At 63.5% G+C, this 12,316-nt stretch carries 8 protein-coding genes, 2 tRNA genes and 1 pseudogene; 9 read left to right on the forward strand and 2 right to left on the reverse strand.

What is annotated here, in order from left to right; genetic code table 11:
* Positions 1-121 precede the first annotated feature (121 nt).
* Together B0G77_RS19665 and B0G77_RS19670 are read left to right on the forward strand one after the other, a co-directional pair.
* Positions 122-208, forward strand: a tRNA-Leu gene (locus tag B0G77_RS19665).
* A gap of 188 nt (positions 209-396) precedes the next feature.
* Positions 397-483, forward strand: a tRNA-Leu gene (locus B0G77_RS19670).
* A gap of 97 nt (positions 484-580) precedes the next feature.
* Here B0G77_RS19670 and B0G77_RS44355 read toward each other — a convergent pair.
* Positions 581-817 (reverse strand): annotated as a pseudogene (locus tag B0G77_RS44355) (GNAT family N-acetyltransferase); the annotation flags it as partial.
* 247 nt (positions 818-1,064) lie between these two features.
* Here B0G77_RS44355 and B0G77_RS19680 point away from each other — a divergent pair.
* The 7 genes from B0G77_RS19680 to B0G77_RS19710 all read left to right on the forward strand — a co-directional run bounded on the left by B0G77_RS19680 (position 1,065) and on the right by B0G77_RS19710 (position 11,814).
* Entirely contained in the window at positions 1,065-2,285 is a 1,221-nt protein-coding gene (locus B0G77_RS19680; protein WP_133663621.1) for an MFS transporter, read from the forward strand.
* Between the two features lie 310 nt (positions 2,286-2,595).
* Positions 2,596-5,094, forward strand: coding sequence for an acyl-CoA dehydrogenase (locus tag B0G77_RS19685; RefSeq protein ID WP_133663622.1), 2,499 nt, complete (start codon positions 2,596-2,598; stop codon positions 5,092-5,094).
* A 52-nt stretch (positions 5,095-5,146) separates the two neighbouring features.
* Positions 5,147-6,556, forward strand: coding sequence for a 3-oxoacyl-ACP reductase (locus tag B0G77_RS19690; protein WP_133663623.1), 1,410 nt, complete (start codon positions 5,147-5,149; stop codon positions 6,554-6,556).
* A gap of 2 nt (positions 6,557-6,558) precedes the next feature.
* Positions 6,559-7,470 (forward strand): MaoC/PaaZ C-terminal domain-containing protein, encoded by a 912-nt coding sequence (locus B0G77_RS19695; RefSeq protein WP_133663624.1) that lies wholly within the window; start codon positions 6,559-6,561, stop codon positions 7,468-7,470.
* A gap of 151 nt (positions 7,471-7,621) precedes the next feature.
* On the forward strand, positions 7,622-8,923 hold the full coding sequence (locus B0G77_RS19700) for an acetyl-CoA C-acetyltransferase (protein ID WP_133663625.1): 1,302 nt from the start codon (positions 7,622-7,624) through the stop codon (positions 8,921-8,923).
* 87 nt (positions 8,924-9,010) lie between these two features.
* Complete coding sequence (locus B0G77_RS19705; protein ID WP_133663626.1) at positions 9,011-10,801, forward strand: AMP-binding protein; 1,791 nt, start codon at positions 9,011-9,013, stop codon at positions 10,799-10,801.
* A gap of 47 nt (positions 10,802-10,848) precedes the next feature.
* Complete coding sequence (locus B0G77_RS19710; RefSeq protein WP_133663627.1) at positions 10,849-11,814, forward strand: DUF1571 domain-containing protein; 966 nt, start codon at positions 10,849-10,851, stop codon at positions 11,812-11,814.
* On the opposite strand, the gene B0G77_RS19715 is transcribed toward B0G77_RS19710, so the two are convergent.
* On the reverse strand, positions 11,753-12,229 hold the full coding sequence (locus tag B0G77_RS19715; RefSeq protein WP_133663628.1) for a hypothetical protein: 477 nt from the start codon (positions 12,227-12,229) through the stop codon (positions 11,753-11,755). The genes B0G77_RS19710 and B0G77_RS19715 overlap by 62 nt on opposite strands.
* Positions 12,230-12,316: the final 87 nt, after the last annotated feature.

Here is a 12,316-nt window from a genome sequence, read left to right on the forward strand (position 1 = left end):
GCCACGCGGCCCTTGCAGGCTCGCCGGACATGGCGCACAGGCCGTGCAGCGGCACCTTCTCGAAATACTTGACACGATCGTTCGTAACGCTATAATTGCGTTCTTTGCTGCACACCCACCTGCCCAGGTGGCGGAATTGGTAGACGCACCAGGTTCAGGTCCTGGCGGTGGCAACACCGTGGAGGTTCGAGTCCTCTCTTGGGCACCAGATTCAAAAGAAAACCGCCTTCGGGCGGTTTTCTTTTTGTGTGAGACTTGGCAATCGGGCCGTGAAGGATTGAATCCAGATGCCAGCTCAGTGCAGCAAAGCGGATGGCAGTGAGTCGCAAATCAATTTGCATGTTCCAATTGACACGCTGCATCATCCCGCTACAATAGCCGTCTAGCTTGAAACGTGCCCAGGTGGCGGAATTGGTAGACGCACCAGGTTCAGGTCCTGGCGGTGGCAACACCGTGGAGGTTCGAGTCCTCTCTTGGGCACCACCGTTTCGAGCAATACAAGACACCCCGCAATGCGATCAGCCTGCGGGGTTTTTTGTTTCTGCGCTCCGTCCAGGCTTGCATCGCCGTTTCCGTGCGCGATGTCCGCGGTGATATCCCGTAGCCCGACGGTATCAAACGCATGCACGACAACCAGGTCGGTCGCTTCGCGTGCACCCCCCTTGCCCCACGCTTCCCCTATAAGGGGCCAGCCGATTTCGACATCGGATACTGCGCCGTCTTCGGGATCGGCGATATCCAGTCCCTGAAGCGCGCCGGACACGCCGCGCTCAACCAAAGCGCGAGATCCTGGTGCAATGCACCAATAAAAAATCACCAAAAAATCATCCAATAAATCGCTTTCAAATAATACATAAATTACATATAGCCAACATTACGGCCCTTGATCTTTCGAAGAGAAAGCATGGACCTCAGGGATTATTACGGATTGAACGGTTTCAACAATGCAACCACTTAACGCTCGGCGTACACTCGCTCGGAGCCCGCACCCACGGGGCATGCGAAGGATGTTCAGGCGGCCTGCTGCATGAAGGCGGGATACTGGAGACAAGGAGAACAATGAAATGAGCTGGACCCGGGAACAGAGAAACGTCACGATTGCGGCCTATCTCGGCTGGACACTGGACGCATTCGATTTCTTTCTGATGGTATTCGTCCTGAAAGACATTGCGGCGGAATTCGGCACCGACGTGAAGTCGGTCAGTTTTGCCATCATGTTGACCTTGATCATGCGCCCACTCGGTGCCCTGATTTTCGGCTGGCTTGCCGACAAGTTCGGCCGCCGTCCGACGCTGATGATCAACATCGCGTGCTTCTCATTGCTTGAGCTGCTGTCCGGCCTCTCGCCGAACCTGACCACCCTGCTAGTGCTTCGCGCCCTCTTCGGCATTGCGATGGGCGGCGAATGGGGCGTCGGCGGCGCGCTGACAATGGAAACCGTGCCGCCTAAATCGCGTGGATTTGTGTCGGGCCTGCTGCAGGCGGGTTACCCGAGCGGCTATCTGCTCGCGTCGGTCGTGTTCGGCCTGTTCTTCCAGTACATCGGCTGGCGCGGCATGTTTTTCGTCGGTGTGCTGCCCGCGCTGCTGGTGCTGTACATCCGGGCGCACGTGCCCGAATCGCCCGCCTTCAAGACGCTCGAGAAGAAAGCTCACCCGGGCCTGATCGCCTCGTTGAAGAAGAATGTGAAGCTGTCGCTCTACTCGATCGTGCTGATGACCGCGTTCAACTTCTTCTCGCATGGCTCGCAGGATCTATATCCGACGTTCCTGCGCGTGCAACATGAGTTTGACGCGCACACGGTGTCGTTGATCACAATCACGCTGAACATCGGTGCGATCGTCGGCGGCCTGTTCTTTGGCGCGCTATCGGAAAAGATCGGCCGCCGACGCGCCATCTTCATCGCAGCGCTGATCTCGCTGCCGGTGCTGCCGCTCTGGGCATTCTCGTCGACGCCGGTCTTGCTCGCAGCCGGCGCGTTCCTGATGCAGATCTCGGTGCAAGGTGCGTGGGGCGTGATTCCGGTTCACCTGAACGAAATCTCGCCCGATGAAATCCGCGCTACGTTCCCGGGGCTCGTGTACCAGCTCGGCAACCTGATCGCATCGGTCAACGGACCACTCCAGGCAGGCGTCGCCGAAGCACACGGCAACAACTACGCGACGGTGATGGCAACCGTGATCGGCATTGTTGCGGTTGTGATCGCGGTCCTGATTCTCTTTAGCCGTGAGCGCCGCGGCATCGATATGACCCAGTCCGCCAGAGAGGTCGCGACAGCAGACTGATCGCCGCGATCCGCCAGACGCGGTTTCACTCCGATCGAGTCCGGTTAAATGCCGGACTCAGCCACACCAGAACAGGCGGTCCATCAAGCCGCCAGGCCGGAAATACGAGGCCGTTCCGATTTCGATCGGAACGGCCTGGTCGAGCGCTCCGCCAACCAGGCGCTCTGAAGGCGCCATAGAAGCCGCGCACAAGCGAGGCGGCGCCGGCCGTATGTCGACCGCGCCCCCTGCACGCGCCCCCGCAGGACAAACGCTAGCGCGCCGCTCTGAGAGGCGTGCCAGCCGGATCTTGAAACAGGGAGAAAGCGCCATGCCACTGCTCATCGTTGCGCTGATCGTCGCCAGTGCGGCGCTCGTCTATGTAGAGGCGCGTGCGTTGTGGTGGCTGGCCTTGCTCGGCGTGTGGGTCGGGCTCGCGTATATCAGCGGCGCAGCGGGACCGGTTACCGCAGCGCTCTTCGCGATCCTCGTCGTGCTGCCTGCGCTCGTGCTCACGATCAAACCGTTGCGCCGTGTGTGGCTGACGAAACCCGTATTCGAAGTCTTCCGCAAGATCCTGCCGCAGATGTCGCCGACCGAACGGGATGCGATCGAAGCCGGCACGGTCTGGTGGGATAGCGCGCTCTTCTCTGGACGGCCGCACTGGGACACGCTGCTCGCGCACGGCCCCGCGACGCTCAGCGCCGAGGAACAGTCGTTCCTCGACAACGAATGCCAGCACCTGTGCGATCTCGCGAACGACTGGGAAACCACCGCGGTCTGGCAGGACCTGTCGCCGGAAACGTGGCGGTACATCAAGGAAAAAGGCTTCCTCGGCATGATCATTCCGAAGCAGTACGGCGGCAGGCAGTTCTCCGCGTACGCGCACTCGCAGATCATCATGAAGCTGGCAACGCGCTGCTCGGCCGCCGCTGTTTCGGTGATGGTGCCGAACTCGCTCGGCCCCGCCGAACTGCTAATGCACTACGGCACCGAGGCGCAAAGAAACTACTATCTGCCGCGCCTTGCGAGCGGCGAGGAGATCCCCTGCTTCGCGCTCACGAGCCCTTATGCCGGCTCGGACGCGGCGGCGATACCGGATGTCGGCATCGTCTGCAAGGGCATGTTCGAGGGCCGCGAGACGCCCGGTTTTCGCGTCTCGTGGGACAAGCGCTACATCACGCTCGGCCCGATCGCGACCGTCCTCGGCCTTGCGTTCCGCGCGTACGATCCCGATCATCTGCTTGGCACCGACGACGAACCCGGCATCACCTGCGCGTTGATACCGACGAACCATCCGGGCGTGAATATCGGCCGCCGCCACTGGCCGCTCAATGCCGTGTTCCAGAACGGCCCGAACTCCGGCAAGGACGTCTTCATCCCGCTCGACTGGGTGATCGGCGGACGCACCCAGGTCGGCAACGGCTGGCGCATGCTGATGGAATGCCTCGCAGCGGGACGCGCGATCTCGCTGCCTTCGTCGAATGTCGGCATCGCCAAGCTCGCCGTGCGCGGCACCGGCGCGTATGCCGCCGTGCGCCGCCAGTTCCGCACGGCCGTGGGCAGGTTTGAAGGCGTCCAGGAAGCGCTCGGCCGGATGGGCGGCAACCTGTATGTGATGGACGCCGCGCGCCGCCTGTCGGCTCATGCGATCGATCTCGGCGAAAAGCCCTCGGTCATCTCAGCGATCGCCAAATATCACCTCACCGAGCGTGCCCGGAAGGTGATCAACGACGGTATGGATGTCGTCGCCGGCAAGGGCATCTGCATGGGTCCGTCGAATTTCCTCGCGCGGGCGTATCAGCAGGTGCCGATCTCGATCACGGTCGAAGGCGCGAACATTCTCACGCGCTGCCTGATCATCTTCGGCCAGGGCGCGATCCGCTGCCACCCCTACGTGCTGAAGGAAATGGCCGCGACCCGTGAAACGGATCGCAACAAGGCGCTACGCGATTTCGACGACGCCTTCTTCGGGCACGTCAACTTCACGATGTCGAACGTCGTGCGCAGCTTCCTGTATGGCGTGACGGGCGGCGCCTTCATCGCGAAGCCGCAGCGCGCGCACGCGCCGCTCGTGCACTACTACCGCGCGGCGACCCGACTTTCGACCGCGTTTGCGCTGCTCGCGGACGTGTCGATGTTCGTGCTCGGCGGCGATCTGAAGCGTCGCGAGCGGATCTCGGGGCGTCTTGGCGATGTGCTGTCGCAGCTGTATCTGATCTCCGCGACGCTCAAGCGGTTCGAGGACGAGGGCCGCCAGGAGAGCGATCTGCCGCTGGTGTGCTGGGGTGTCGAAGATGCGCTGTACCAGGCGCAGCAAGCCATCGACGGCGTGCTCGCGAACTATCCGAACCGCGTAGCCGCGGGACTTGTGCGCGTGCTCGCCTATCCGTTCGGGCTGCCGCATCGCGCGCCGCCAGACAGTCTCGGCACCGCGATCGCGGAATTGATGCAGACGCCAGGCGCCGCGCGCGATCGGCTGGTGGCGGATTCCTACGTGCCACCGGTCGAAGTCGATCCGCTCGGCTATGGCGAACTCGTCTTCGAGCTGACGCCACGCGTGACTGAAATCGACCAGAAGCTGCGCGACGCAGTCAGACAAGGGCTGATCGCACCGATGCCGCAAAGCCTGCCCGATCTCGCGGGCTGGACCGAGGCCGCCCTGCAGCATGGCCTGATCGACGCGAATGAACGCCAGCTCCTCGCCGACTACGCACGCTACGGCGCGGAGGTGGTGAAAGTCGACGATTTCGCGCCCGACTTCGACATGCTCGCCGGCCTGCAAAAACGAAAGGATGCGCTCGACAAGGCGAAGCAGCTTGCCGCCTGAACCTTGCGCCGTGCACACTGACAACAATCCCACGGGCGAGGAGCACCGGACGATGAACGACTCTTACCTGAACTTCGTCAACTCGCCCTTCGGCGCCCGGCTCGCGCGCTCGCTTGGCCTGCCGAAGCCCGAGGTGTTGCGCCGTTACCGGACCGACCGACCCGAATTCGAAGATCTCATCGCGATCGGCGCGGGACCGCAGCCGGCGCTGCTCGATGCGCTTGCCGACGTGATCAGCCGCCTCGGCGTGACGAGCGTCGCGCACGAAGGCGCCGGGCTCTGGATGCCGCTCGCCAATCGGCACGGCCTGATGACCGGCCGCTTCGAGCCTGTCGATGGCGACGCTTCGCAGGGACGTCTCGCCGCGCTGCTGTTCGATGCCAGCGGCATCGACGACAGCAGCCAGTTCGACGCGCTCTATGCATTCTTTCACGACGCGCTGCGCTCGCTCGGCAAGTGTGGCCGCATCGTCGTGCTCGGACGGCCGCCCGAGGCGTGCGCGAACCCGCGTCAATGGACTGCGCAACGCGCACTGGAAGGATTGACCCGGTCGCTCGGCAAGGAAGCGCGGCGAGGCATCACAGCCAATCTGGTGTACGTGGCGCAGGGCGCGGAAGACGGTATCGAAGCCACGTTGAGGTTTTTCCTGTCGCCCCGTTCCGCGTATGTGTCGGGGCAGGTCGTGCGCCTGGAGAAAGCCGCGAGCGGCGGCGAGGCGATCGACTGGAAACAGCCGCTGACCGGTCTGCGTGCGCTCGTGACGGGTGCTGCACGCGGCATTGGGGCATCGATTGCTGGCGTGCTGGCGGCGGAAGGCGCGCACGTGATCGGCATCGACATCCCGACGGCGAAAGACGCGCTGGGTGCGACGATGCGGCAACTCAACGGCACCGCCCTCGCCTTCGATATCGCTGCCTCCGAAGCGCCCGCACAGATCGCCGCCGCGCTCGACGAAAACGGTGTCGACATCATCGTCCACAACGCGGGGATCACGAAGGACAAAACGATCGCGAAGATGAGCGAAGCCGCGTGGCACAGCGTAATCGACATTAATCTGTCGGCGCAGGAACGGATCGACGATGTGCTCCTCGAAGCGGGCACGTTGCGCGACGGTGGCAGGATTATCTGTGTATCGTCGATCAGCGGCATCGCGGGCAATCGCGGCCAGAGCAACTATGCGACGTCCAAGGCAGGCGTGATCGGCCATGTAGAGAGCATGGCGGCCCCTCTGCGCGAGCGGCGCATCACGATCAATGCGGTCGCGCCCGGCTTCATCGAAACGCGGATGACCGCCACGATTCCACTCGCCATCCGCGAAGCCGGCCGTCGCATGAATTCGATGAGCCAGGGCGGCCAGCCGGTCGACGTCGCGCAGACCGTCGCGTGGTTCGCGCACCCGGGCTCGGCTGGCGTGACCGGGCAGGTGGTCCGCGTCTGCGGCCAGAGCCTCATCGGAGCGTAATCATGGGTGAGCCCCTCGGCTACGGTCCGGCCGTAGGTTCGACACGGCCGAAGACCGTCGTGATCGAGCGTTTGCCGAAGCCCGCCGCACTATACGGACGCGCACTGTCCGGTCTCGTCAAGCGTGGGCGCGAAGCGCCTCTACCGCCAGTGTGTTTCGTGCGACCGGCCGTCACGCTGGAGGAGGCCGCCATTGATCGCTATGCGCGTGTGTGCGGCTTCATCCCCGAACAGGGCATGCCGTTCACGTTTCCGCATCTGCTCGCGTTCCCACTCCATCTGCTGATGCTGACCGATCCGGCGTTTCCGTGGCCCGCGCTCGGGCTCGTGCATCTGGCCAACAGCGTCCATCTGCGCAAGCCGCTCGATGCCGGCGACGTGCTGCGCGTCGAAGTCGAATTCGGCGCGCTGCTCAAGCACGACAAGGGTCAGGCATTCGTGCTGCACTCGCGGCTTTACCGGCGCGGCGAGGCAGTGTGGGATGGCGACAGCGTCTATCTGAAGCGCGCAGTCCGGGCGCAGGGCGATCCGCTCGCGCCGCTCGATATCGACCGCGACGCGCTTACCCGGCAGGCACGCTGGCAACTGCCGCCGCAACTGGGGCGCGACTACGCGAAGGCGTCCGGCGACTACAACCCCATTCACCTGACGGCGCTCTCGGCCCGCGCCTTCGGTTTTCCGCGCGCCATTGCGCACGGCATGTGGACGCTTGCGCGCGCGGCGTCCGCTTTGCAACCTCCCAGGCGGCTGGCGAGCGCCATCATCAGTGGAGAATTCAAGCTGCCGATGCTGCTGCCCGGCGAGGTGTCGCTCTGGACGGCCTCGCCTCTTTCCACTTCACGCGAACTCGAAGTGCGCGACGTGGCCGGCGCGAAGCCGCATCTGCGCGGCCGCTTTCAGTGGACGCTGCAATGAGCATTGGCATGGCGCACCGCAATGAAAAGGTGGAATCAATGCGGTGCCGTTTTCGTTTTACAGATTCCAGTAGTCGGCTGGCGCGCTGTGCCACTATCCTCACTCGTGTTCAAACTGTCGAGTAACAGGGAACGACCCGAAGGAGCCAGGCATGTCCTACCCGCTTCCTGCTGTACGGCGCGTCGCGATCATTGGCGGCAACCGGATTCCGTTTGCGCGTTCCAACACCGCATACGCGAGCGCGTCGAACCAGGACATGTTGACGTTCACCCTGCAGGGTCTGATCGACCGTTTCAACCTGCATGGAGAGCGGCTCGGCGAGGTCGCGGCGGGCGCAGTCATCAAGCATTCACGCGACTTCAACCTGACGCGGGAATCGCTGCTGTCGACGACGCTCGCCAGGGAAACCCCTGCCTATGACGTGCAGCAGGCCTGCGGCACCGGCCTCGAAGCCGCGATTCTGGTCGCGAACAAGATCGCGCTCGGGCAGATCGAAGCCGGGATCGCGGGCGGCGTCGATACGACTTCGGATGCGCCGATTGGCGTCAACGAGCGCATGCGCAAGATTCTGCTCGAAGCGAATCGCGGCAGGACGACCAGCGAGCGCGTGAGCGCGCTCGCCCGCCTGCGCCCGCAGATGCTTTTCAAGCCGCTGCTGCCGCGCAATAGCGAACCGCGCACGGGCCTGTCGATGGGCGAGCATTGCGAACTGATGGCCAAGCGCTGGGGCATCTCACGCGAGGCGCAGGACGTCCTCGCCCATGAAAGCCATCGCAAGCTTGCGGATGCCTATCAGCGCGGCTTTCTGAACGATCTGATGACGCCTTGGCGCGGCCTCGCGCGCGACAACAACCTGCGTGCCGACCTCACGCTCGAGAAGCTCGCGAACCTGAAGCCGGTATTCGATCGCGACGCCGGAACGCTCACCGCCGGCAACTCGACGCCGCTCACTGACGGCGCGTCGGCCGTGCTGCTGGCGAGCGAAGCGTGGGCGGCCGCGCGCGGATTGCCGGTGCTGGCGTACCTGTCGTGGTCGGAAACGGCGGCGGTCGATTTCTTCGATAAAAAGGAGGGTTTGCTGATGGCGCCCGCCTACGCCGTGCCGCGCATGCTCACCCGCGCGGGCCTGACGTTGCAGGACTTCGACTTCTACGAAATTCACGAGGCTTTTGCCGCGCAGGTGCTCTGCACGCTCGCGGCGTGGCAGGATGACGAATATTGCCGCACGCAACTCCGTCTGCCCGGCCCACCCGGTGTGATCAATCGGGCGAAACTGAATGTGAACGGCAGTTCGCTCGCGACCGGCCATCCGTTCGCGGCGACCGGCGGACGGATCGTCGCCAGCCTCGCGAAGCTGCTGGCGCAGCTCGACAAACCCGCTGGCACGGCGCGTGGACTGATTTCAATCTGCGCGGCGGGCGGCCAGGGTGTCGTCGCGATACTCGAACGTTAGCGTCACGCCGAAGTGAAGCTCAGATGAAGCCCGTATCAAGCCCGTACGATACCCAGAAAAACACAGACAGACTCAGGAGGACAACCGATGATCCAGTCCACGCAAACGCCGCCGCCCGCGGGTACCGCTCCGGCGCCGGCTGCACCGACAGGAGCGAGCGCGCCCAGAACGCCCAACACCGATGGCATCTGGTACGCGTCGTATCCGGAGGACGTCCCGCGCGACATCGATGTCAACCAGTACGAGTCGCTGGTTCAGTTCTTCGACGAATCGATCGAGAAGTATCGCGAGCGCGTCGCGTATGTGAGCGTCGGCGCGAACCTGACGTACGGTGAGCTGGGCCGCAAGGCAACCGCGTTCGCGGCGTATCTGCAAGGCATCGGCGTCAAGCCTGGCGAGCGCGTGGCGATCATGCTGCCGAATACGTTCCAGTATCCGGTGTCACTGTTTGGCGTGCTCAAATCGGGCGCGATCGTCGTCAACGTGAACCCGCTCTACACGGTGCGCGAACTGGCGCATCAGCTCAAGGACAGCGGCGCACAGACGATCGTCGTGTTCGAGAACTTCGCGAAGACCCTCGAAGACGCGCTGCCTGGCACGAAGATACAGAACGTGATCGTCACCGGTCTCGGCGACCTGCTCGCCGACGGCCCCAATCTCAAGGGCCGTTTTCTGAACTTCATGCTGAAGCACGTGAAGAAAATGGTGCCCGCCTACAACTTGCCCGAAGCGGTGCGGCTGCTCGATGCGCTCAGGATCGGCTATGCGACGCCGCTCACGCCTGTCCGCCTCTCGCCTGGCGACATCGCGTTCCTGCAATACACCGGGGGCACGACGGGCGTCGCCAAAGGCGCGATGCTCATGCACCGGAACATCATCGCGAACGTCCTGCAGGCGAAAGCGTGGGCCGCAGGCCAACTGACGGCCACCATCGAAACTGTGCTGACGCCGTTGCCGCTCTATCACATCTATTCGCTGACCGTGAACGCCCTGATTTTCATGGGGCTCGGCGGGCGCAACATCCTGATCGCCAATCCGCGTGACGTGAAGCGTGTGATGATGATCATCCGGCACGAGAAATTCACCGGCATCACCGCGGTCAATACGCTCTACAACGCGTTCCTCGAGAACGAGGAGTTCAGAAAGCGCGACTTTTCCGACCTGAAGCTCGCGATGGCGGGCGGCATGGCCACGCAGAAGGCCGTCGCGGACCGCTTCAAGGCGGTGACCGGCCAGCCGATCGTCGAGGGCTATGGGCTAACCGAATGTTCGCCGATCGTGTCGATGAATCCGGTCGACCTGAAGCACATGCGCGATTTCGAAGGCTCGATTGGACTGCCCGCCCCGTCGACCCATGTGCGCTTCAGGAAAGACGACGGAACGTGGGCCAACATCGGCGAGCCGGGCGAACTGTGCGTCAAGGGTCCGCAGGTGATGAAAGGCTACTGGAACCGCCCCGACGAAACCGCAAAAGTCTTCGACGACGAAGGCTGGCTCGCCACCGGCGATATCGGCGTGATGGACTCGCGCGGCTTCATCCGGCTGATCGACCGCAAGAAGGACATGATCCTGGTGTCGGGCTTCAACGTCTATCCGAACGAGGTTGAAGACGTGATCGCCATGCACCCGGACGTGCGCGAAGTCGCGGCGATCGGCATTCCCGACGCGGCTCAGGGAGAACGCATCAAGGTATTCATCGTGCGGCGTAACCGGGACCTGACGGAAGAACAGGTCATCGCACACTGCCGCAAGCACCTGACGGGCTACAAGGTGCCGAAGGTGGTCGAGTTCCGCGACGAACTTCCGCAAACCAATGTCGGCAAGATCCTGCGCCGCCAGTTGCGCGACGAGGAACTGGCCCGACAGAGACCCGCCTGAGCTCGCGAGGCTGGCACAGGCGGGCGGTTTAGATTCTGGAGAGATTCATGACGTACGCAATGCATCGTCCCATGCGTCCTCGTTCGTGTTGTGCCAGCTCCACGACACTGAAGCGTCTCGTCAGTCTCCTCGCAGCAGGCGTTTTCGCCTGCGTGGCGGGCGTATCGTCCGCCCAGACCGACGAGCTGCAGGCCGTGACGGTGGATCTGCCCGCCTCGCTCAACGTAGCGTCTGCGTCGCCCGCGCAAGTTGGCAAGCTCCCCGTCGACGAGCAGGTGCGCTGGCTGCGCCGGGCCGCCCAAAGCGGCGCGCTCGAGAGACTCAACGACGCGCAGCTCGACGCGCTGTTCGAGTCGCTCGATCCGTTGACGGTGCCCCGCTACATCAAGGAAGGACCAAACGGCTATCCGTCCTACGAGTTCACGATGTCGCGTCAGGAACGCATCCGCGGCATCTGGCCCGAAGCCCCCGATCACATGCTGGTGCGCCTCTCGCGCGGGCCGCTGCGCATCTACGCCAGATGGCTGCCGGATGGCGCGCATTCCGGCCAGGAGATCATCTACGACGAGTCGAAACGCACCGACGAAATCTATGGCCACCTGGGCGGCCTGCTGAGCGTGATTCCGCTGTGGACGTCAGTCAACGGAACGCTGGCACACGCGCAGTCGCGCCACCAGGTGCGCGATCTCGGCACCGAGTACGTCGCGAACCAGTTCGTGTCGGAAGGCATGAAGTTTGCCGAGGCCGGCATCACGCGGCCGCTCAAGATCGACGTGAAGACCGTCGATGGCGTACGCGTCGTCGCGTTCACGTACGAAACAGCGGCAGGCCAGCCCGAGTTCTACGCGAAGAAGGAGACGTTGGGGCTCGATTTGCGCCATCCCTGGTTTCGCTGCGTCGAGTCCTATGACAACGACGGCAGGATCTTCGAGAGGATCGTCTTCGAAACCATCACGCCCAAAACTTTCGACGATGCAACATTCGACCCGAAAAATCCGGCCTATCAGTTCTAGGTTCCGTGTGAGTTCCGCGTAAGTCCCGCGTCAGGCTCGATGAGCAGTCGATCACGAAGGCAACCGGCGCGCGGCGGCCCGCTTCGCGCACGTCGCGGGTCGTCAGGGCGGAGTGCGGAACGCAATGCGTCAACACGAAATAATCGGCCGGACGCGTCACGCCAATCAGCACGCCCGGCGCGCGTGCCAGGTGCGGTGCGAGCGTCGAGTACCAGAGCGCCCCGATGTCGTCGCCGACATCGAACGTCACCAGGTTCGCCCGCAAGGCGTGATCAGCCAGCGCGCGGCCATGGGCCAGCGTCGAATCGAAGACCACGACGGCGCCTGCCGTTCGCGCTGCAACCATCAGCCGGGGCAACACGCAGCCTGTTGCGGCGAGCCATGCGCCAGTCTTGACGAATGTACGTCGGTCCATCATCTGCTCCATTGAGGCCCTCGCCAGCACGCGCTGGCGGTGTTTCTACCTGTAGCCTGCATTCCGGTTACGTTACGGGCGACGTTA

Origin of the sequence: Paraburkholderia sp. BL10I2N1, from assembly GCF_004361815.1 — a bacterium.
Lineage (GTDB): Bacteria > Pseudomonadota > Gammaproteobacteria > Burkholderiales > Burkholderiaceae > Paraburkholderia.

What these genes read in the sequence shown, in the direction of transcription:
- B0G77_RS19680 (WP_133663621.1), top strand. Translation starts at nt 1,065, where the DNA reads ATGAGCTGGACCCGGGAACAGAGAAACGTCACGATTGCGGCCTATCTC.
- B0G77_RS19685 (WP_133663622.1), top strand. Translation starts at nt 2,596, where the DNA reads ATGCCACTGCTCATCGTTGCGCTGATCGTCGCCAGTGCGGCGCTCGTC.
- B0G77_RS19690 (WP_133663623.1), top strand. Translation starts at nt 5,147, where the DNA reads ATGAACGACTCTTACCTGAACTTCGTCAACTCGCCCTTCGGCGCCCGG.
- B0G77_RS19695 (WP_133663624.1), top strand. Translation starts at nt 6,559, where the DNA reads ATGGGTGAGCCCCTCGGCTACGGTCCGGCCGTAGGTTCGACACGGCCG.
- B0G77_RS19700 (WP_133663625.1), top strand. Translation starts at nt 7,622, where the DNA reads ATGTCCTACCCGCTTCCTGCTGTACGGCGCGTCGCGATCATTGGCGGC.
- B0G77_RS19705 (WP_133663626.1), top strand. Translation starts at nt 9,011, where the DNA reads ATGATCCAGTCCACGCAAACGCCGCCGCCCGCGGGTACCGCTCCGGCG.
- B0G77_RS19710 (WP_133663627.1), top strand. Translation starts at nt 10,849, where the DNA reads ATGACGTACGCAATGCATCGTCCCATGCGTCCTCGTTCGTGTTGTGCC.
- B0G77_RS19715 (WP_133663628.1), bottom strand. Translation starts at nt 12,229, where the DNA reads ATGGACCGACGTACATTCGTCAAGACTGGCGCATGGCTCGCCGCAACA.